Here is a 20,875-nt window from a genome sequence, read left to right on the forward strand (position 1 = left end):
ACAATCAATGGTCAGGCATAGCAATCATCCCGCTCGTCCAGCCCCGCCTGCTGCGCCGGCGGCACCGCCGCAGTGGCAACCGCTGAACTGGAGCTTTCCGTTCGCCCCCGCACATGGCAATCCGGCCGATCCGCATACATGGCTCAGGGCGCTGGCGAGCGGCGACGGCGGGTTCTATCCGCTCGGGGCGAACGGCATGTTTCATGGCGGAATTCACTTCGACGCGGGGACAGGGAGTGCGCTTACCCAGGGCAACGGTGTTCAGGCCATTGCCGATGGCGAAGTTGTGGCTTATCGGCTGGATGCTGTGTATCCCGAACTGACCTACCCGACCACGCCGCCGCGCTACGCACTGTATTCGACGGGATTCGTGCTGATACGTCATCGGCTCGTGCTGCCGCCGGCGCCGGATGCGCCGGGCACATCATTGGCTGCGGGCTCATCTGCATCGAGCGCATCCGCAACGGCCACCAGCGGCCCGCAGGAATATCAGCTGCCGGCCGATGAGGTGCTGGAGTTCTACAGTCTCTATATGCACCAGCTCGATTGGGCGGGTTATCAGGCAGCGCAGCGCGATGGCGGCAGTCAGTCCGTGTCGTCAGTCCATCCGCTTCCGTTCTGGAAAGGCGACCGGCATTTTCGTGTCGGTGGTAAGGCTGCTGATCGTCAGGCACAAGCTCCTCAACGCAATACTCCGTTTCGCTTCGATCTGTCTACGGCTGATACAGACGCTGCCGAACTCAACGATGAAACGTGGCCAGCAAGTGCGGCGGCAGTTCCTTCTTTCGATGGCCTATACGCCCTGGCGCCCTATGCCGACAGCAAGGTGCGATATACCCCGCCGCAAAGCTCTGCGACTGACGACAAGGACTCCGCACAAAGTGCCCAGGGCATCCGCATCTTCGATCGTGCTAATGGCAAGGTCATCGGTCTGTTGCCACGAGGCTGCGAACTTGGTGTCGTGGGCGATGGTGCGAAAGGATGGGCGCAGATCGCACGGGTGATCAAAGGCGCGCCCGTTGCCGGCATGGTTGGCGGGACGCCCGACCCTCATGCATCCACTGGCTGGGTGAATCTGGATCTCCTGGATGTTGTCATCGACCCGAAGCCGCCTGATGCGGTGGTCGTGCTTGATAAACCGTATCCGGTCAAGGCCGGCGACGTGGTGGGGTATCTGGGTGAATATCAAAGCTCCACGCAATCGCAAGTGATGCCACCGAAACCGACGCGCGCGCTGCTGCATGTCGAGGTGTTTACCGGAACCGCCATCGAAAGTTTCATCGTCAAGAGTCGAGACCGGGCGAAGAAGCTTCCGGATAGCGGGAAAACGTTGCTGGTGATCCAGACGGGGACGAAGCTCGTCAAATGTCCCGATCCACAGAGCAATACGCAGTTGGCAGGTCTCACGCTTGTGCTCGCGAAGGGCGATCCGGGCAAAGGCTGTTGGGCCAAGGTGCAGCCGACCCGGGTTACGTCGAAGTCCGCTTCGCGCGGACAGGGTCGTTCATCGCACGTTAGCAAGACGCCTGTGGGTGATCCACTTTGGGTCGAGCGGCAGTACGCAGGCAAGGTGGCCGGCGCCGTGGTCAACAGCTGGTCGGATTTCCCGCTGAGGATTGCCAATGCGCAGGGACCGGCAGTCGGATATCAGCAGGTACTTTCGCGCGCGCAACTCGACCAGTCGCCGGAGAGTGGCAAGGCGACCGATGATCAGGGCAGCGGCGGCACGCAATGGTGGTCGGTCGCGGCGGGTAACGCTGACGGTACGACGATCGTCGGCTGGTTGTGCGAGAAGGATCATCCCGATACGCAGTGGCAGAGCCCGTGGGCATGGCCGGGATTCGATACGGTCGACACGACCAGTGTTCCATTGCTCGACATGTACCGGCGCAATCTTTTCGAGGCAAGACAGTTGCTTGATGGCGAGGACGAGGAGTTTAGCGTTGTTGCCGCGACGGTGAATGCCGGGGCGTTGATTGGGAAGTTGGAAAAGGCGGCCAAGCGTCAGCGCGATAACAAAGACACCGTGACGCCTGCTGACTTGAAAAATGCGCTGACCGTTCCTTGGCTTGCTCAAGCTATCTCACATTTGATCGTCCGCTATGAGAGTGAATGGGGCGGTGAGATGAGCAAGTGGGACGGACTGTCGAGGTTGATGGGCAAGGGCAAATACATCTGGCAGGCGGAGTTGGAGCGGATCGGAAGGTTGCGGTGGTGGGAAGGGGTGAAGGTGGTGAAGGGGTTTCCTGTTGATGCCTCTGTTTGGCATATACATCCGATTGGGCTCGTGGGGAATTTTGCCGGGGCTAACAGCTCTACGCTAACAATTGAGGAAGCCAGAGTCCGCGCCTTTTTGCGAATGATCAGAGTTGGCGAGGGAACGGAAAGACCGATAGGTTACGAGCGTCTATTTGGCGGGCAATCGTTTATTAAAGATTTTAGTCGTGATTTCAGTGATCACCCTCGAATCCTTGTAACTCGCACAAATAGTAAAGGTAAGACTTTGCGATCGACTGCTGCCGGTGCATATCAGGTAATGGGATATACCTGGGACGATTCTGCCTACGTGGCCTATCGTGCGCAGCACAGAATTTCAGATTTCACTCCGATCTCGCAGGATAGATATTGCGTTATTTTGCTGAAATATAAACGGCATGCGTTGGAAGATGTGAAAAAGGGAGAGATACAAAGAGCTGTCAGCACAGATGGCTGCAATCTTGAATGGGCAAGTCTGCCTGGTAATAGTTATGGTCAAGGCGGTGTCGATATGAGTACAGTCAACGACAAATTTCGAGAATATTTGAATGATGAATTAAACGGGAAGACCGATTTAGCAGTGCCGATTGGTGGGCTTGATGATTTGATTAAGTAAAATTGTTATGAAAAAGTTATTTATTTTTTTGCTAACTCTCGTTGTGATTTGGAGTGCTGGTGTCTATGCGGGTGATGATTCTTTGTTGCCGCGATTTTCAGACCTTCCAGTGGAGATTTATCGCGGAAAATTAAAGGTGCCAGCTTACTACGCGAAAGTTAATGATCATTGGATTGATGATATGGGAAAATTGGTGTCGGCGCCGGTGATAAATTTTGCAGGTAAGTATCATATTGGACTTCACAGCTGCGGAGCCGATTGTCGCTACTTCACTCTTTCGGATTTGGCAACCGGCTTTGAATCGAATGAACTTGATATGTTTTCGGCCGACTCAGACCATCCAAAAAGAACATTGGACGGCCGCGCATATATAACTGATCTCATCAGCCGCAACGACAGCAAGATTCTAATTGCACAATATCATATCGAAGCGACGACAGCACATGACAGGGAATGCCGCGAGAGGCTCTTCTCATGGAAAGAGCGCGAAAAAAAGCTTAAGGCAATTACGGAAACGATCAATCATTGTGAAATTTTTCATTAAGATTGAGTAGTTAATGTGTGGCTGCTCTATTGGATTTAACAAAGATCAATTCATCGAATGTCAAGCCTGTATGTAAGCAGAATGAGGAGGTTCGGTGCCAATGCAACAGGAATATTCTCGCAAAAATTCGCACCGTTACGCGTCGACGAAGTGACTTCATTGGGTGTGAAAAGTGTGGCAATTTTATTTGTCTCGTTTGTTGGCTCGATTTGCGTCGCGACTGAAGTCTCCGCTCCCCTTTGTACAGCGCAAGAATCAGTGGTTTTCTCATGTACGACCGATAAACTGAAAGTCATCGCGTTATGTCTGAATGAGACTAATCCGCTGCTTTTCTATCGATATGGAAAGCTTGGGCGTGTTGAGTTCTCGTATTCAAGAAGGCCGGATAGCAAAAGCGGATTTTTGTTTAATCAATATTTTCGATATAGGTTTGACTATAAGAGAATATATTTCGTAATGGGAGGGTATGAATATTCGGTCTATAGACGCTATGATGCTGATCAAAAACCTAATCCAGATTACGGCTTAATCGTTTCTGAAAATGGAGATGAGAAGGCAAAAGTAGCATGTCAATCTCATGTGATTGATAATATGTCAAAAGCTATCAATATTTTGAGATGCGATGAAAATAGTGCGCTCGGATGCAATTGATGTTTCTCGATGTATCGCTGTTATGGTTTGCTTCGTCTCATTTTCAGTCGGTGCGCAAGAGGAGGTTTATTTAAAACAGTTTAACAAATGCAGTAAAATTTATCTCAGTCAGGAGGTAAGTGACGAGTGCGTTAACTCCGAGATTTCTTTTCAGAAGAAAAGATTAAATTTTGCTTATGCAAGATTGATGGAAAGACTTGGTCCGGCAGACAAGATATATTTCGACAGGGTCCAGCGCGCATGGATTTCCTGGAGAGATGCCAATTATAGTTTTCTCGCGGAGCACGTCGCGGGAGAGTTTTCCACGACAAGAACGACCAGTCTCCAGTTCTTGCTGAAATCAATCTTCGATAGGGCAAATGAGATCGAAATGATTTTGGACGAAGCAGGGGCTAACCTATCTCACGTTAAATGATATCATTTTTCCAGCAAGTCAAGTTTTTCGGATCGAGAATGATTGTCTATATAAACATTAGTTATGCATACCAAGTTGAACAGCATGCGATATTCTGAGGGTAGTGAAAAGACGTGAATCTTGACAATCACAAACTGCGTCGACGATCTAATCATCGTGAATCTCTGCATTTTTCTGTTATGGGAAGGACGGGTTTTTTGTACCTGGCTCGCACGCTTGCGTTGGCAGTTGCATTCATTATTTGCTCAAAGAATCTTCAAGTATCATCCTTGATGGCGCCATCTAATCACTCGTTTGATCAAGTTAAAATCGCGTACGCTCATGAAGGCTGTTCATTTTTATTTTCGCCAGTAGATTTTTGTGATGAGAGACATATTCGAGAAATTAAAAGCGCCATTCGTAATGGTACGGTCAATTTTAATAATCACTATATGTTATTAACAATTAATGAATGGAATCTTTCCAATATATATGGAAATAGTGTGGTCGCGATCGATCTGCGTTCTGGGATGGCATATCCTATGCCATTTGACTATTTTTCGAGCAAGACTAATGCGAGAAAACTACCTCTGAAAAATAAGCCTCAATTGATATTTTCCAAAGAAAGTGATCAGGTCTGTATCGACGGGTCCATTCTTGTTTACCGCGCAACTTCAAGCGGATTGTTTTGCTTCCGTTTCGTTGGAGATAAATTTGTCGGTTATCGCACGGAATACATGAATTGAGTCAATTTATTTAAACATGGCAGCGTGGTGAAGAATTCAATTCGAAAGAAAATTGAATTTTTTTCGAGCCAAGGATTGATGAAATTACGCATGAAAATTGAACATGAGTGCATTCTTCTCCGATTTCTTGCAATCGCGATGGTAAATATTTCTTGTGGTGTACTTGCATCAATTTCAGCTAGCACTGTTGCGTATGCCCATTCATTTGAAGGTGCCTGGGACTGGAACGGTGCTCCAAGTACAAAAGCGTTTTCAATTGAATTAACTCAGCGCGGTAATGTGCTTCAAGGTCAATATTGTGCAATAGCAAGGAATGGCAACAGAGTGGATTGTGATAATGAAAGAATGCCAAATATAGACGGAGTTGTTGATCGCGCAGGGAAATCGGCGGAAATCAACTTTTCTTCGTTTTTTGGAGGAGAAGGCGGGAAAGCGAAAATTAGAATCCAAAATGACAAGCTGATCTGGCACGTTACAAAAAATCCCGAAAATGGCGAATTTTTTGCGCCTATAGATGCGATTTTGGATCGTCACTAGGCTCGCCGCGAACCGGTGTCGTGGTACGCCAAAGATTTCGTTTTAACCACGACCAAATCTTCGTGGACCCGGAGATGACCGACCAGAAACAGCGGCCGGATAGTGTTAGCAATAGCTTGTCGAACGACGACCTTCATGCCCTGGCCAATCCCAACATACAAACAAATCCAGCGCCCCAAACCGATCTCCGCACGCACGTGGCTACCTGCGCTGACAGCGATCGCGCTCGGACTCGCGAGCTCCATCCTGCTGCTATGGCCGCACGGCAAACCAACACAAGGCATTCAGTTCTGGGCACTGCTCATCGGCCTCCCGCTCGTGACCTGCGCGCTTGCGTTCGGTATCCGACTCGATCGCTGGGAGCGCGAGCAGACCATTGCTGATGAGGCCGAGCGTGAGCAAGCCCGCATCAGGGCGCTTTGGCGGGACTGGTGCGCCCGACACATTCGAGTTGTATCCGCGCTGGCGATACTGCCGATTCCGGCTCGCACGGCAACCCTGAACGACGCCAACACCAGTTTGCCGGTGAACACTGGCCGCGCGAAATCATTCCCATGGACGAGCGACAAAACCGATGCATCGCGACGTATGGCATTGCTAAGCCGTATCGCTGCCGATTTGCGGACATCGCTCGCCAACAGGCAAGCGATGTCGATCAGACTGATGCTCGACGACGCTTCGCTCGCATTCGCAGACGCGTGGAAGGACGCAGCGAGAAGCACTTTCAGCGCGATCATGCCCGGCTGCAATCTGAACATCGAAGTCGAGCAGGCGACAGGATGCGCGCAGTGGCTTACGGAGCAGGTTGATATCGCCGATGCAGCGCCACAACTCGTCATCGCCGCACAGATCTGGACGGATGGCGAACCGCAGCACAACTTCAGCGAGAGCGCTGCCGCCTTGCTGATTGATCCCGCTGCGACACCGGCGAGTGGGATCTTCCGCCCGATCATCGTCGGAAATGACACGCTTGAAGCGGACCTGTCCCAGCTACAAGAGATGCAGATCGCGCCCGCTGAACTGACGCACGTATGGTTCAGCAGATGCGACGACGAATCCGCGGCGATGACCGCATCGCTGGCATCCGGTTCGAACGTAATAGAACGACAGATCGACAACATCGTGGGTATACCAGGACCGGCGACCAGCTGGGTTGCGCTCGCCACGGCACTCGAAGCGGCACAGGGTACCGGCGTACATCTGGTCGCCTGGCGCGAGTCGGGCGACGATCGATTGAACCTGTGCATGATCGCGCCCAGCAAAGCCTCGCCCGCTGTTTGAGGAAATTCACACTTGATTCTGCGAAAACACATTCTCGGCCGGTGTCTGATCTCCGCGGCGATCGTCGCCATCATCGGCGCGCTAATTCTCTTCACGGTCGATTCGAAGGAGTTGTCCGTATGGTACGCGCGAAACGGGAAAATACTCATTGGCCCGCTGGTTCTCGTTGTCGGCGCACTGATGTACGTATTTCAACGTCGCCAATCCATTCGGCTCGACATGCAACTGGCGTCGAGAGAGCAGGGCATCGAACCGCCAATGCCAATCGACGAGGCCGTTCAGGCTGGCGAATCACGCGTCGAACGCGCTCGCGCATGGGCAAACGATCTGCGCTTCGAATTGCGACAGAATCGCCGGTTTGGCTGGGCATATGCTCAATCGTGGCTACTCGTCACTGGCGACACCGCCACCGTTCGCCGATTACTGCCAGACCTTGCCGAAAAAGGTTGGCTCATGACTGACGAGTTCGTGTTGCTATGGGGGGGCTTCGCAACCGATGACCGGCCAGATGAAGCATGGCTGCGCCAGATTCGCCGGCTTCGTCGAGTCCGGCCGATCGATGCAACCGTGCTCGTGGTTGACAGTGCCGTGGGGGCGTCCGACGTCGCGCGAGACGCGGCGAAATGGCGTTTGAACCTCGCGCGGATCATGGAGATGTTGCAATGGTCCGCTCCCGTTTACCTGCTCGACGATATCGATATCGCAAACAACCCGGGTGCCGGGACGCCGTTGATCGGCTGTGAACTACCGAACGCCGCCAATGCGCGCGCTGTCGAGTCAGCACTTGTCGAATTGAACGCGCGCCTGACGAATCTCGGTACCGTACAGATCGCTCGTGACACCGCAGACAACCAGACGGGGCGCATCTCCGCATATTTCGACGGCCGCATCACATCGCTGGCGAACTGGATCGCAGGCATCAATGCGCAAGCGCGTCGTCCGGTTGGTGTGCGCGGCGTCTTCTTCGCTTCACGTCAGGAAGCGGGCAGTACTAAAGTCAATGCTGCCCTCTGGTCCCATCTCGCCACCGACGCCCTCCGCAGCGGCGGCCACCGCATCGGCCTGCACCCCATCACTGTTTTCTCGGCGATCGCTTTCGTCGCACTCGCGCTCTGGACCACCGGCATGCTGGCCTCCGCCGCCACCAACGCTCACGACCTCGTCCTCACGAGCAGCGCAGTAAAAGACCTGAACACCGCACAAGATTCCACAACCCGCCTGCGCACCTTGCTCACCCTCCAGCAGCGCATCGATCTCTACGAATCCCGCGTAAAAGCTCATGCTCCGCTCTTCACCCGCTTCGGCCTGAACCACGACGCGCAAACGCTCGCCGCCATCTGGAAGCCCTACTCACGCGCCGCCCGCGACACGCTGATCACACCCGTGCAGCAAAATCTCGAAGCGCAACTCATCGATCTGAACCAGATACAGACCACGCAACTCGACGACCGCACGAACCAGCTTGCACAAGACGGCCACAAGGCACTCAAAACGTACCTGATGATGGCCGAACCCGCGCGTGCCGATCCAGCGTTCATGACGCCGCTGTTGCCGCACTACTGGAACACTCGCGCGGACTTGCCCGCAGGCGAAAAGCTCGACCTCTCGCAACGCCTGCTCGCCTTCTACGCAGACCACCTGAAACAGCACCCGGAATGGCGCATCGAATCCCGCGATGACCTCGTCGGCAGTTCGCGTCAAACCCTGCTCGCGGTGATCGGCGTAAAGAATTCCGAAGACACGATCTACCAGGAGCTTCTCTCGTCGACAGGCAGGAAGTACCCGGACCAGACACTCGCCACCCTGACGGAAGGCACGGACACACGCGGCCTGTTCCGCACCTCGGCCTCGGTGCCTGGCGTCTTCACTCGCGAAGCGTGGGAGGGCTCGATCGAGGCAGCCATCGACGACGCCGCGAAACACAACGACACCGCCAGCGACTGGGTCCTCGCGAGCGCGGGCCACGCAAGCGCGTCAAAGACATCGTCGCCCGAAGCGCTCAAGACCGCGCTCACGTCACGCTACTTCGCCGACTACGCCGAGCACTGGCAGGCGTTCATGAACACGATCCAGTGGGAAAGCGCGCCATCGATGCCCGCCGCCATCGGCCAGTTGAAGGCCATGGCCGACGCACGCCAGTCGCCATTGATCGCACTGATGAAATCGCTCGAATATCAGGGCGGCGCCGGCGCGCAGAGAACATCGCTATCCGACACGCTCGTCACGAAAGCGCAGAACATCTTCGGCGGGAACAAGGCAGATGTGCCACTGGCCGCGCGGCCCGACCCGGCCGGACCGCTTGGCCCTTCGTTCGGCCCCGTGCTGCGGCTCGTTGCGCAAGGTACCGGCAGCGACGCGCCATCAAGCAACAACGCAGCGGCCAGCTACGGCGACCTGAGCCTGCAACGCTACCTCGAGCGCGTCACCACGCTACGCCTACGACTGCAGCAGATCGGCGACAGTCCCGACGCCGACGCGCAGGCCCGCCAGGTCGCGCAAACCCTTTTCCAGGGCAAAGGCTCGGAACTGGCCGATACACAATCCTATGCGCGCCTGATCGCCGCAAGCCTCGGCGCACAATGGGCCGGAATGGGCGACGCGCTGTTCGTGCGTCCCGTCGCGCAGGCCCTGCAAACCGTCCTGCAACCCGCGCAGGCGAGCCTCAACGAAGCCTGGCAACAGAGCATCATCTCGGCGTGGAACCGCTCGTTTGCCGGCCGCTATCCGTTCGCCGACACCGCCAACGACGCCTCGCTGCCTGAACTCGCCCGTTTCCTGCGCCCGCAAGGCGGGCTGATTCCGGCGTTTCTCGCCAGCCAGCTCGCGGGCGTGCTGGAATTGCAGGGCGATCAATGGGTGCCCGTCAGCACGGCCACCTCGTCGCTCGTCGTCGATCCGTCTTTTCTCACGGCCGTCAACACGCTGCAGCGTATCGCCGGGCATCTGCTGGTGCAGGGCGAGCCGCAGTATCGCTTCGAGTTCAAGCCGGTGCCGTCGGCGGGTATCACGGATACGCTGCTCACCGTCGATGGCCAGAAGCTGCACTACTTCAACCAGCAGGAAATCTGGCAACCGCTGAACTGGCCATCCAGCGATCCGCTGAAAACCGGCACGCGCCTCGAATGGCAGACGGAAAAGGCGGGTACGAACCGCAGCCTCGAATACGAGGGCCGGTGGGCGTTCGTGCGCATGCTCGAGCGCGCGCGGGTCGAACCCATCGACAGCGCGACGTACATGCTGACCTGGCAGGCATCGCCGCTCGTGCGCGAAATAAGACCCGTTGCCGCCAGATCCGCAAGCGATCCGGCCTACGACATCGACACGCTCATCGCGCAGGAGCCAGGCAAGCTGGCGCCGGGCAGCGAGACGCACCCTCTGGGTTACGTGATGCGCACCGACGTAGGCAAGGGGCCGCTCGAACTGCTCGCGCTGAGAGGTTTCGTGTTGCCTTCGCGCATCTTCGTGAGCCGGATGCCTGGCAAGACGAATGTGGCGAAAGACAATGGCCCGCCGCCGCTGCCGAAGGCAGCGCTCGAAGCTGCGAAGCGCGCCGCCACGCCGCTGCCGCAAAGCTGAACCGAAGAGCATTTAAATCCAGGTTCAATGCGCGCAGTGAAAACCACCGTGCAAACATTTACCCTTCTTTTCAAACCCTTCGGTTCCGTTTGCTAAATTCCGACCTGCAATAGCGCCCGCATAACAAGCCGGTGTCAAATATTCCGCCATTTGAATCATTATTCGTGCGCGAAATACGGGTCAGTAAAAGAAAGGGAAGAAATGAAGCAGGCCACGAATCCAGTCAGCAAAAAGCGTCGCTCAGGCCTCCTCGTCGCGCTCGCATGTGCCATCGCGCAGGTTGCGTGCACGTCCAGTCGCGATCTGGTGAAAGACGAAGTCGAACTGGTCGTCCCCATCACAGGCGCAATGCGCACGGCATCGACACCACGCGACGATCATTGCACGACGGATGCCGTCGCGATCTTGCCGTTCGGCTGGTATCACGGCCTGCCGCAGACTGCGATCGAGATCAATCACCGCAATCTGATGATGATCGTGGACACAGGCGCGATGACGACAACGCTGTCTCCCAGAGCCGTTGCCGCGCTCGATGCGCACGAGGTGAACCGGCGAGGTGCCGCGACGGTCGACGCGACGGGCCGCGTCGATTATCAACCGTGGGCGATGTTGCGTTCGATCCGGTTCGGCAAATACGAGTTCATCAACCACAAGGCGCTGATCGGCGGAATCGCGCTTCCCGGACATGACGCCGATGCCGACGCACCGCAAGGATTGATCGGCGCCGATCTGCTTGCACGCTATGACGTGGAGTTCGACTTCCCGGGGCGCGTGATACGCCTGTATGACGAGCGTGCATGTCGTGGCCACATTCCGGCGTGGACGGAGCAGTATGAAACGCTCGTGCCCGACAGAATCATCGGCAATACGTTCGTGATCAGACTGGGTCTCGACGGACACCCGGTAGACGCCGTGATCGACACGGGTGCATCTATATCCGTGATGAGCGAATCCGCCGCCGCGCGGGCGGGCGTGGCCACGAATGCTTTGGCAAACGATGTCCGGACGTCCAGCTTCGGCGTCCACGACAGGGCTGCCACGTCGCATCTGCATCCGTTCAACACGCTGGAAATCGGCTCGGTGATGTACAGCCGTCCGTTGCTGTCCGTAATGAATGCGGCGGGGCCAGGCGAGGATGTCCTGCTGGGTACCGACGTTCTGCGTCGTGGAAGGCTCTGGATGTCGTACAGCACGAAGCGCGTGTTCATCGAGGGACTGAGCAGCGACCAGCGACCGTTCTGGGTTGGTCGCCCCAAAATCTGACGGGCGCTTTGTCGCACTCTGCCACTTGCGCGCCCGCACGCTTTCCCGCGAAATGGCGAACATTCCTTTCAGCGCGCGCACGCCCATGATCTCCTTCGACACCACCAGTCACCGCTTCAACCTCCGCGCTGTCGCCGTCATCAAGACGCAAGATCACGTCCTCCTTCACAAGCTGGATGGCGATGACTACTGGTCGCTGCCGGGCGGCCGCGTCGAGGCGGGCGAAGACGCGGCCACGGCCGTCGCGCGAGAAATGCGCGAGGAACTCGACCTTTCCGTGAAAGTCGGTCCGCTCCTGTGGATCGTCGAAAACTTCTTCACGGGCAGCGGTCGCCCGCATCACGAAGTCGGCCTGTACTTCGCCACCGAAATCCCAGCCGACGCCCGCATTCTCGACGTCGAAGCGCGCCACGAAGGCCGCGAACAGGGCCGCAGGCTCGAATTCGTGTGGTTCAAGCGGAAAGAACTGGCCAGTCACGACGTACGCCCGGCTTTCCTGCGCGATGCGCTCGCGCAAAACTCTCTCCAGTTCGCGCATGTCGTCAACCGCGACGGCGTTCATCCGGCACCGGGCGCGGCATAACCGCATAACCATCGCCATTACGCACCGTAAGCCGGGCACGTTCCCTATCGGCAAAAACCCCGCCGTCTTAAAGAACCAACGGTCATTGTCGTTAACCGGAAAGTCAAGGTAGTCTCGATATCAGGCACCCGAGGCTCCATCCTTGTATCCGCCACAGTCGCGTCGAGTGCTTTTCAGCGATTGCTACGCAAAAACAGGAAAAAATTGCTGGCAGGCCACCTTCAAACGATGCGGTAAGCATGTCGGAGACTTCGCTTGGCCAGTCGGATTTTCAGTCGTATCTCGCTTCCCATCCGGGTGACGCTGTTCATCGTCGTGGTGTGCGCGCTGCTGATCGGCAGCGACGCATGGCGCAGCGTCACGTCGCGCCAGGACCAGATGGAAGAGATGTCGGTCGCGGCCGCGAACCTCGCGCGCGCGATGGCGCAGCACGCCGACGACACCATCAAGCAGGCCGACACCACGCTGGTCGGCGTGGTCGAGCGTGTCGAGCATGACGGCGTCGGCCCGGCGGCGCTCGACCGGCTGCATCGGATCTTCATGCAGCGGGTCACGGAACTGCCGCAACTGAACGGCCTGTATCTGTACGACCGCGACGGCAACTGGCTCGCCAATTCGCAGCCGGTGCTGGTCAAGACCTTCAACAACGCCGACCGCGAATATTTCGTCTATCACCGCACGCACACGGACCGCAGCCCGCATGTCGGCATGCCCGTGCAAAGCCGCTCGACGGGCAAGTGGATTATCCCCGTATCGCGCCGCATCGACGGCCCGGACGGGCAGTTTGCCGGCGTCGTGCTGGCGACCATCGACATCGACTTCTTCTCGCGCTTCTACGACAGCCTCGATATCGGCCGATACGGCGCCGTCGCGCTCGTCGCGGACAACGGCATCATGATCGTGCGCCGTCCGTTCGAAACGCGCTTCATCGGCAAGAACATCACCGATACGATGCTATTCAAAACGCATCAGAAATCGGATGAGCCGGGCGGAGCGGGCCGCTTCGTGTCGAAGTCGGCGCAGGACGGCGTGACCCGCCTGAACAGCTTGCGTAATCTGAGCCAGTACCCGCTGTTCGTCGCTGCCGCGCTCGCGCAGGACGAAATCCTCGCGCCGTGGTGGTCCGATACGCTGTGGCACGCGGCGGGCACGACGGTGCTCGTGGTGATGCTCGCGGTGTTCGGCTGGCGGCTGGTGCGCAACGCCAATGCGCGCACACGGATCGAGCGCAAGCTGGCTGCCAGCCTCGAAACGCGGCGCGCGATTCTGGACACGGCCGTCAATCCGATCATCACGCTCGACCGCTCGGGCGTGATCCTGTCGCTCAATCCGGCGGGCGAGAAGGCCTTCGGCTATGCCGAACACGAGATTGCGGGCAAGGATGTGCGCGTGCTCGTGTCGGGCACAGTCAACGAACTGTTCGACCGCTACGCAGCGCAATTCACCGACAAGAACAATCCGGACGCACGCGAGATCGCCGGTGAGTGCGAGCTGGCGGGCCTGCGCAAGGACGGCAGCGTATTTCCCGTGCATGTGTCGACGGGCACGATGGTGACTGGCGGCGAGCGCCGCTTCGTCTGCGTGATCACCGACATGACGGTGCAGATCCGCGAGCGCGCCGAACTGTCCGAAGCGCGCGACCAGTTGCTGCTGGCTGCGGATATTGCCGAACTCGGCATCTGGGCGTGGGAGTTCTCGAGCGACGCGCTGCGCTGGAACACGCGCATGTTCGAGATTTTCGGCTACACATCCACGCCCGCCGAAGGTCTGCGCTTCGAGCACTGGCTGTCGCGCGTGCACGAAGACGACCGCTCGTCGGCCGTCGAACAGCTGGAAGCGGCGTTTGCGGGTGAACTGACGTCGAAGCACATTCATTTGCCGCTTTACCGCATCGTGCTGCCCGACGGCGAAGTTCGCCACATCCAGACCACCTTCACGGTCCAGCGCGACGTGTCAGGCAACCCGACCGGCATGACGGGCGTGAATCACGACGTCACCGAACAGCGCAATATCGAACTGCGGTTGCGCGACGCCAAGCAGCAGGCCGACGCAGCGAACGAGGCGAAGTCGGCGTTTCTCGCCAACATGAGTCATGAAATCCGCACGCCGCTGAACGCGGTGCTCGGCATGCTCGACCTCGTGCAATCGACGGGACTGAACGAGCGGCAGGCCGGCTATGTCGTCAAGGCGGAAAAGGCGGCGAAATCGCTGCTCGGCCTGCTGAACGACATTCTCGATTATTCGAAGATCGAAGCGGGCAAGCTCCAGCTCGACACGCATACGTTCGAAATCGAGCCGCTGATGCAGGATCTCGGTGTCGTGCTGTCGGGCAACCAGTACGACAAGGAAGTCGAAGTCCTGTTCGATATCAGCCCGGATTTGCCGCCCGTGGTGATTGGCGACAGCTTGCGCCTGCAACAGGTGCTCGTGAATCTCGCGGGCAATGCGCTCAAGTTCACGATCAAAGGTCAGGTGGTTGTCAGCTTCACGCTGCTGTCGCGGCTCGATAGCGGCGTGCGCGTGCGTATCGCGGTGACGGATAGCGGCATCGGCATCAGCGCGGCGCAACTCGGCCAGATTTTCGAAGGCTTCAGTCAGGCGGAAGTGTCGACTACGCGCCGTTTCGGCGGCACGGGACTTGGCCTTGCGATCAGCCGGCGGCTGGTCGAAATGATGGGCGGCAAGCTCGAAGTGGCGAGCGAACTCGGCAAGGGCAGCCGCTTCTGGTTCGACATCAATCTCGGCGTGAGCCAAGACGTGCCCACAGAAGATTTCGATCCCTACCTGCCGCGCGATCGCCGCTTGCGCGTGCTGGTCGCCGACGACAACGGCATCGCCCGGGAAGTGCTGTCGCGCACGGCGCGCGCGCTCGGCTGGGAAGCGGACGTGGTGCCGGGCGGCATTTCCGCCGTCAAGCTGATGAGCGCCGCCGAACGCGAGCACGAAGGTTACGACGTGATCCTGCTCGACTGGCGCATGCCCGATCTCGACGGTCTCGCGGCGGCGCGACGCATCGACGAAGCGCGCGCGGGCCGCACCACGCCCGCGATCGTGATGATTACGGCCTACGGCCAGGAAGTGCTTGCCGCCGCGCAGGAATCCGACGACATGCCGTTCGATGCGTTCGTCACCAAGCCCGTCACGCCGAAGCAACTCGCGCAGACCGTGCAGCGCGTGCTGACAGGGCAAAAGACGACGCACGCAAGGCGCACGGTGCATGCGCCCGCCGGCGCGGGGCGACTGGCGGGCCTCACGTTGCTCGTCGTCGAAGACAATCCGCTGAACCGCGAAGTCGCGGAGGGATTGTTGAGTCGCGAAGGCGCGCAGGTCGCGCTTGCCGAAAGCGGGCTCGAAGGCGTCGAGAAGGTGCTGACGGGCACGCGTGTGTTCGATGCCGTGCTGATGGACATGCAGATGCCCGACGTCGACGGTCTCGAAGCGACGCGGCTGATCCGCGTGCACGAGCGCTTCGCCGCGCTGCCGATCATCGCGATGACCGCGAACGCGACGCGCGCGGACCGTGATGCGTGTCTTGCTGCGGGCATGAACGATCATGTCGGCAAGCCGATCGACGTCACGCAACTCGTCGATACGCTGCTGGCGCACACGCGTGCGGGCGTGCCGCCTGCGTCGACGGCAAGTGCGCGCGCGAGCGAACCACCCGCCGCGAACGATCTTCTGGAGCGCAAGGAATCGATCGTCGGACGCTTTGGCGGCAGCGAAGATCTGATCCGCAAGGCGCTCGGCGTGTTCGTCGGCGAAATGGAACGGCATCTCGACGGCTTGCGCACGGAAGCCGGGCCGGACGGCACGCGACGCAGCGCCGCGCTGCTGCATGCGATCAAGGGCAGCGCGGGCACGATGGGCGCGAAGGCGCTTGCGGGTCATGCAGCGGCGCTCGAACATCGCGTGATCGAGGCGGACGGCGAAGACACAGCGGCCAGTGTTTCGTCCGCCGAAGTGGACAGCCTCGAACGTCTGCTGCTCGATAGCGTCGCGCAGTTGCGCATCGTATTCGGCGGCAAGCAGAATGTGCATGCGGCGAGCGCCGCGCAGATGCAGGCCGACGAATACCGTGAGCGGCTCGGCCGGCTGCTCGAACGTCTGGAGGCGTCCAATCTGGAAGCGCTCGATCTCGCCGAAACACTTGCGCCGCATGTGCCGTCCGAATTGCAGCCGCGCTTCGGCCAGTTGCTGGCCGAGATCGAAGCGCTCGATTTCGTCACGGCCGCCGCAAGTACGCGCGAAATGCTGGATCAATTGACATGCTAGAACACATCCCCGGAGACTGGGCTCACACGTTCACACTGCGTCCGAAGCTGCTGATCGCGGACGATCAGCCCGTGAACGTGCGCGCGTTGCACGCGCTGTTCAAGGACGACTGCGACGTGTTCATGGCGACCAACGGCGCGCAGACACTCGAACTGTGCCGCAAGGTGATGCCGGACCTGATCCTGCTCGACGTCGTGATGGATGGCATGGATGGCCATGAAGTGTGTCGCCGCCTGAAGGCCGATCCGCTGACGCACACCATTCCCGTCATCTTCGTGACAGCGCAGACCAATGAGGCCGATGAAGAGTATGGGCTCTCGCTCGGTGCCGTCGATTTCATCACCAAGCCGATCAAGCCGGCCATCGTGCGTGCGCGGGTGCGCGCGCATCTGTCGCTGAAGATGCAAGGCGACGTGCTGCGCTCGATCGCGCTCGTCGACGGTTTGACGGGCGTGGGCAACCGGCGCAAGTTCGAAGAAGATCTCGACGCAAGCTGGCGGCACTGTCTGCGCGAATCGGCGCCGCTGTCGCTCGTGATGGTCGATGTCGACTACTTCAAGCGCTACAACGACCGCTATGGACATCAGGCTGGCGACCGCTGCCTTCAGACTGTCGCGAAGCGCCTGACGGAAATCCTGCGCCGGCCTTACGACACGGTGGGCCGCTACGGCGGCGAAGAGTTCGCCTGCCTGCTGCCGAACACGCCGCTCGAAGCCGCGACGCGCATCGCGTTGCGCATGGAAGAGGGCGTGCGTGCGCTCAAGCTCGAACATCTGGATTCGGGCTGCGCGGAGACGGTCACGCTGTCAGCGGGTGTCGCGACGCTGATACCGACAGCAGAAGCGCGTCCCGCCGAACTGATCGATGCCGCCGACCAGCAACTCTACGAAGCGAAGCACGCAGGGCGCGGCCGCGTGTCGTCGCCGATGCGGATGATGGAACGCTAAGCGGCTCACGCCCTGTCGCGCGGCATCGCCTGCAAGGTATCGACGATTTCACGCATCAGCGCCTTGCGATCATCCGACGCGCGCTGCACCATGCCGACCGTGCGCAGCGTCGGCGGACTGGAGATCGGGATCACGCGCAGCAGCGGATCGTTGAGCCAGTTCCCGCGTATCAGCAGCGGCAGCACGGCCACGCCAACCTTCTCGCGCACCAGCGCGACGATCGTTTCGATCGAATTCAGTTCGAGATACTCGTTGACCATCAAGCCGGCTTTTTGCAGCGCCTGCTCGACCACCTGTCCCGTGCGCACGCGCCGGTCGAAGCGCAGAAAGCCGTGACTGCGCAAGATGCGTTGCGGGTCGTTGTCGGTGACATCGCGGTTGACGACAAGCATCATCGGCTCGGTGTAGAGCGTGGTCCATTTGAGCGTGTCGGCGAGCGTCTCGTCGGCACGTGCGACCACGGCGGCGACATCCACTTCACCCGCTTCGACCATGTTAGCCAGTTCGTCCGAACGGGCCGACAGCAGCCGCACGTCGAGTCGCGGATGCGTCGCCTTGAGCCGCGCCACGGCCAGCGACAGCGCGCCGATCACCGACACCACCGCGCCGATCGTCACGGGCCCTTCCATTGCGTCCGTCGGCTTTGCTTCGAGTTCGGCGAGCAGATCGAGAATCTGCTCGATCTTTGGCCAGATCGTATGGCCGTGCTGCGTCAGGATGATCTGCCGGCCACGGCGATCGAATAGCTGACGCCCCAACGCTTCTTCGAGCCCGCGCATCTGCAGGCTGACGGCCGCCTGCGTGAGCGCGACTTTATCGGCGGCGGCCGAGAACGAGCCCGTCTGGGCCACGGCCTTGAAGGTCTTCAGCATGCGAAGGGTCGGCATGGGCGATTCCTGATCAGAATTCGTGACTCGACCACGACAATCGAATCATGAGAAAAACTTAAGTATCGAAAAGAAAGTTTAATATTTTTTGTACGACGGCCGCCAGTATGATCGTTCGATGACGATATGTAAGGACGAGCGACACGATGCGGAGTACCCAGGCATGACCGGTGCTGAACGCCAGCCGGTTCTCGATGTACGCGGCTTCTCGTTGAAGTTTTCGAACGCGCCCGAAGTGCCTAACGTCGTCGATAACGTCTCTTTCCCTGTTCACGCCGGCGAAACGCTGTGCATGGTCGGCGAGTCGGGTTGCGGCAAGAGCGTGACGTCGCTGGCGCTGATGGGCCTGCTCGCGAGTCCGCCCGCGCGGCGCGTGGCGGGCAGTGCGCTGTTCGAAGGCGTCGATCTGTTCGCGCTGTCCGAGCGTGAACTGGCCGACATTCGCGGCAACCGCATGTCGATGATTTTCCAGGAGCCGATGACCTCGCTCAATCCCGCCTATACGATCGGCGAGCAGATTGGCGAAAGCATCCGGCGGCATCGGGGCGTCAGCCGCGCCCAAGCGCGTGAAGAAGCGCTGAAGATGCTGCGCCTCGTCCATATTCCCGCTCCCGAAACGCGGCTCGATGCGTTTCCGCATCAACTGTCGGGCGGCATGCGCCAGCGCGTGATGATCGCAATGGCGCTGGCGAACAGCCCGCGTCTCCTGATCGCCGACGAACCGACCACCGCACTCGACGTAACCATCCAGGCGCAGGTGCTGTCGCTCGTGCGCGCGCTGCAGAAGGAAACGGGCACGGCGATGCTGCTGATCACGCACGATCTCGGCGTGGTCGCCGAAGTCGCGGATCACGTGGCTGTGATGTATGCCGGTCGAATTGTCGAATACGGCACGGTTACCGATCTTTTCGACGATCCGCAGCATCCGTACACGATCGGGCTGATGGGCGCGATTCCTTCTGTCGGCAAGCGCGAAGGGTCGCTCGCGACGATTCGCGGCTCGGTGCCGTCGCCCGAGCAGATGCCGAACGGCTGCCGCTTTGCGCCGCGTTGTCCGTTTGCGGAGCAACGTTGCTTCGATGCCGCGCCGCCCGATAGAACGCTGTCCGGCGAGCATCGCGTCGCATGCTGGCTCGCGCCCGTCGAGCAACTCGTCCAGCCGCTGCAGCAGAAGGAGCTGACATGACGAGCTTCAACAACATCGCGACGCCCATTCTCGAAGCGGGCGCGCTCACCAAACGCTTCGGCGGCGAGCGCCAGATGTTCGCGCGCACGCCGACCGTGCATGCGGTCAATGAAGTGTCGTTTGCTGTGAAGACGGGCGAGACCTTTGCGATCGTCGGCGAATCGGGTTGCGGCAAGTCGACGCTCGGGCGTCTGCTGCTGCGCCTGATCGATGCGACGCAAGGTCGCGTGCTATATCAGGGCGAAGACATCACGCATTGGCAGGGCGCGAAGCTGCGTCGCTTGCGCCGCGAGATGCAGATCATTTTTCAGGATCCGTTTGCGTCGCTGAATCCGGGCATGACGGTTGGGCAGATCATCGGCGAGCCGGTGGCGTTTCATGGCCTCGCGCGCAATGCGTCGGAGCGGCGTGAGCGCGTGGCGCAACTGCTGACCAAAGTCGGCTTGCAGCCCGCGTACGCTGAACGCTATCCGCACGAGTTTTCGGGCGGACAGCGGCAGCGCATCGGCATTGCGCGCGCGCTGGCGGGCGAGCCGAAGCTGATCGTCGGCGATGAGCCGGTGTCGGCGCTCGATGTGTCCGTGCAGGCGCAAGTGATCAATCTGCTCGAATCGCTGAAGGCGGAACTCGGCCTGACGCTCGTGATGGTCGCGCATGATCTCGCCGTGATCCGCCATATGAGCGATCGCGTCGCGGTGATGTACCTCGGCGAAATCGTCGAACTGGCGCAAGTCGACGAACTGTTCGACGCGCCGCTGCATCCGTACACGCAGGCGCTGTTGCGCGCGATTCCCGCCAGCAGTCCGCACGAGCGACGCACGAAGCCCGCGCTGCAAGGCGATCTGCCGAGCCCGACCGCACCGCCGGCCGGCTGCCGCTTTCATACGCGCTGTCCGCACGCGAAGCCGCGCTGTTCACAGGAACGTCCGCTTGCCGAGACGCTGCCCGGTGGGAGGCAAGTCGCCTGCCACTTCTGGCGCGAAGTCCAGAACGCGGGCGGCGGCGCGCCGCTCGTCGCGAGCGTCAGCGCGAAGCTGAACGAGCGTCTGGCGATCTATCGCGAGAAGCAGGCGGCGTTGAGCGCGAATTCATAGCAAAACCTCCGATATCAGATAGCAAGCTGAACCGAACCAGGG

Annotated in this window: 15 protein-coding genes; 14 read left to right on the forward strand and 1 reads right to left on the reverse strand. The window is 59.2% G+C overall.

Annotated elements, in window-relative coordinates; all coding sequences use genetic code 11:
• Positions 1-7 precede the first annotated feature (7 nt).
• The 12 genes from G3O01_RS01370 (at position 8) to G3O01_RS01425 (ending at position 17,666) form a co-directional block, all read left to right on the forward strand.
• The gene (locus G3O01_RS01370; protein WP_205802642.1) at positions 8-2,872 is read left to right on the forward strand and encodes a glycoside hydrolase family 104 protein; all 2,865 of its coding nucleotides are present in this window, start codon (positions 8-10) and stop codon (positions 2,870-2,872) included.
• A gap of 7 nt (positions 2,873-2,879) precedes the next feature.
• Positions 2,880-3,416 (forward strand): hypothetical protein, encoded by a 537-nt coding sequence (locus G3O01_RS01375; protein WP_205802643.1) that lies wholly within the window; start codon positions 2,880-2,882, stop codon positions 3,414-3,416.
• A 57-nt stretch (positions 3,417-3,473) separates the two neighbouring features.
• Positions 3,474-4,067: a hypothetical protein gene (locus tag G3O01_RS01380; RefSeq protein ID WP_205802644.1), complete on the forward strand. Its 594-nt coding sequence runs from the start codon at positions 3,474-3,476 to the stop codon at positions 4,065-4,067.
• Entirely contained in the window at positions 4,039-4,482 is a 444-nt protein-coding gene (locus G3O01_RS01385; protein ID WP_205802645.1) for a lysozyme inhibitor LprI family protein, read from the forward strand. Before G3O01_RS01380 ends, G3O01_RS01385 begins: the two co-directional genes overlap by 29 nt.
• 113 nt (positions 4,483-4,595) lie before the next feature.
• Positions 4,596-5,207, forward strand: coding sequence for a hypothetical protein (locus tag G3O01_RS45095; RefSeq protein ID WP_346779137.1), 612 nt, complete (start codon positions 4,596-4,598; stop codon positions 5,205-5,207).
• A gap of 90 nt (positions 5,208-5,297) precedes the next feature.
• Positions 5,298-5,744 carry a hypothetical protein gene (locus G3O01_RS01395; protein ID WP_205802646.1) on the forward strand — a complete coding sequence of 149 codons (447 nt, stop codon included), beginning with the start codon at positions 5,298-5,300 and terminating at the stop codon, positions 5,742-5,744.
• Between the two features lie 135 nt (positions 5,745-5,879).
• On the forward strand, positions 5,880-7,025 hold the full coding sequence (locus tag G3O01_RS01400; protein WP_241023552.1) for a hypothetical protein: 1,146 nt from the start codon (positions 5,880-5,882) through the stop codon (positions 7,023-7,025).
• Between the two features lie 12 nt (positions 7,026-7,037).
• Positions 7,038-10,601, forward strand: a complete 3,564-nt coding sequence (locus tag G3O01_RS01405) for an ImcF-related family protein (protein WP_205802647.1) — start codon at positions 7,038-7,040, stop codon at positions 10,599-10,601.
• Positions 10,602-10,802: 201 nt separating this feature from the next.
• A complete protein-coding gene (locus G3O01_RS01410) occupies positions 10,803-11,864 on the forward strand; it encodes a retroviral-like aspartic protease family protein (protein ID WP_205802648.1) in 1,062 nt (353 codons plus the stop codon).
• Between the two features lie 85 nt (positions 11,865-11,949).
• Positions 11,950-12,447 carry an NUDIX hydrolase gene (locus G3O01_RS01415; RefSeq protein WP_205802649.1) on the forward strand — a complete coding sequence of 166 codons (498 nt, stop codon included), beginning with the start codon at positions 11,950-11,952 and terminating at the stop codon, positions 12,445-12,447.
• A 255-nt stretch (positions 12,448-12,702) separates the two neighbouring features.
• Positions 12,703-16,719: a response regulator gene (locus G3O01_RS01420; protein ID WP_241023554.1), complete on the forward strand. Its 4,017-nt coding sequence runs from the start codon at positions 12,703-12,705 to the stop codon at positions 16,717-16,719.
• Complete coding sequence (locus G3O01_RS01425) at positions 16,713-17,666, forward strand: diguanylate cyclase (RefSeq protein WP_205802650.1); 954 nt, start codon at positions 16,713-16,715, stop codon at positions 17,664-17,666. The genes G3O01_RS01420 and G3O01_RS01425 overlap by 7 nt, the downstream gene beginning before the upstream one ends.
• Positions 17,667-17,671: 5 nt before the next feature.
• Here the strand turns inward: G3O01_RS01425 and G3O01_RS01430 are convergent, their stop codons facing one another.
• A complete protein-coding gene (locus tag G3O01_RS01430) occupies positions 17,672-18,553 on the reverse strand; it encodes a LysR family transcriptional regulator (protein ID WP_205802651.1) in 882 nt (293 codons plus the stop codon).
• A gap of 163 nt (positions 18,554-18,716) precedes the next feature.
• Between G3O01_RS01430 and G3O01_RS01435 the strand changes: the two genes are divergently transcribed.
• A complete protein-coding gene (locus G3O01_RS01435; protein WP_205802652.1) occupies positions 18,717-19,739 on the forward strand; it encodes an ABC transporter ATP-binding protein in 1,023 nt (340 codons plus the stop codon).
• Positions 19,736-20,833 (forward strand): oligopeptide/dipeptide ABC transporter ATP-binding protein, encoded by a 1,098-nt coding sequence (locus G3O01_RS01440; RefSeq protein ID WP_205802653.1) that lies wholly within the window; start codon positions 19,736-19,738, stop codon positions 20,831-20,833. Before G3O01_RS01435 ends, G3O01_RS01440 begins: the two co-directional genes overlap by 4 nt.
• Positions 20,834-20,875: the final 42 nt, after the last annotated feature.

The organism is Burkholderia sp. Ac-20365, from assembly GCF_017104715.1.
Taxonomy (GTDB): Bacteria; Pseudomonadota; Gammaproteobacteria; order Burkholderiales; family Burkholderiaceae; genus Paraburkholderia.

Coding starts and splice junctions, on each gene's coding strand:
- G3O01_RS01370 (WP_205802642.1), top strand. CDS start 8: ATGGTCAGGCATAGCAATCATCCCGCTCGTCCAGCCCCGCCTGCTGCG.
- G3O01_RS01375 (WP_205802643.1), top strand. CDS start 2,880: ATGAAAAAGTTATTTATTTTTTTGCTAACTCTCGTTGTGATTTGGAGT.
- G3O01_RS01380 (WP_205802644.1), top strand. CDS start 3,474: ATGTCAAGCCTGTATGTAAGCAGAATGAGGAGGTTCGGTGCCAATGCA.
- G3O01_RS01385 (WP_205802645.1), top strand. CDS start 4,039: ATGAAAATAGTGCGCTCGGATGCAATTGATGTTTCTCGATGTATCGCT.
- G3O01_RS01395 (WP_205802646.1), top strand. CDS start 5,298: ATGAAAATTGAACATGAGTGCATTCTTCTCCGATTTCTTGCAATCGCG.
- G3O01_RS01400 (WP_241023552.1), top strand. CDS start 5,880: ATGCCCTGGCCAATCCCAACATACAAACAAATCCAGCGCCCCAAACCG.
- G3O01_RS01410 (WP_205802648.1), top strand. CDS start 10,803: ATGAAGCAGGCCACGAATCCAGTCAGCAAAAAGCGTCGCTCAGGCCTC.
- G3O01_RS01415 (WP_205802649.1), top strand. CDS start 11,950: ATGATCTCCTTCGACACCACCAGTCACCGCTTCAACCTCCGCGCTGTC.
- G3O01_RS01425 (WP_205802650.1), top strand. CDS start 16,713: ATGCTAGAACACATCCCCGGAGACTGGGCTCACACGTTCACACTGCGT.
- G3O01_RS01430 (WP_205802651.1), bottom strand. CDS start 18,553: ATGCCGACCCTTCGCATGCTGAAGACCTTCAAGGCCGTGGCCCAGACG.
- G3O01_RS01435 (WP_205802652.1), top strand. CDS start 18,717: ATGACCGGTGCTGAACGCCAGCCGGTTCTCGATGTACGCGGCTTCTCG.
- G3O01_RS01440 (WP_205802653.1), top strand. CDS start 19,736: ATGACGAGCTTCAACAACATCGCGACGCCCATTCTCGAAGCGGGCGCG.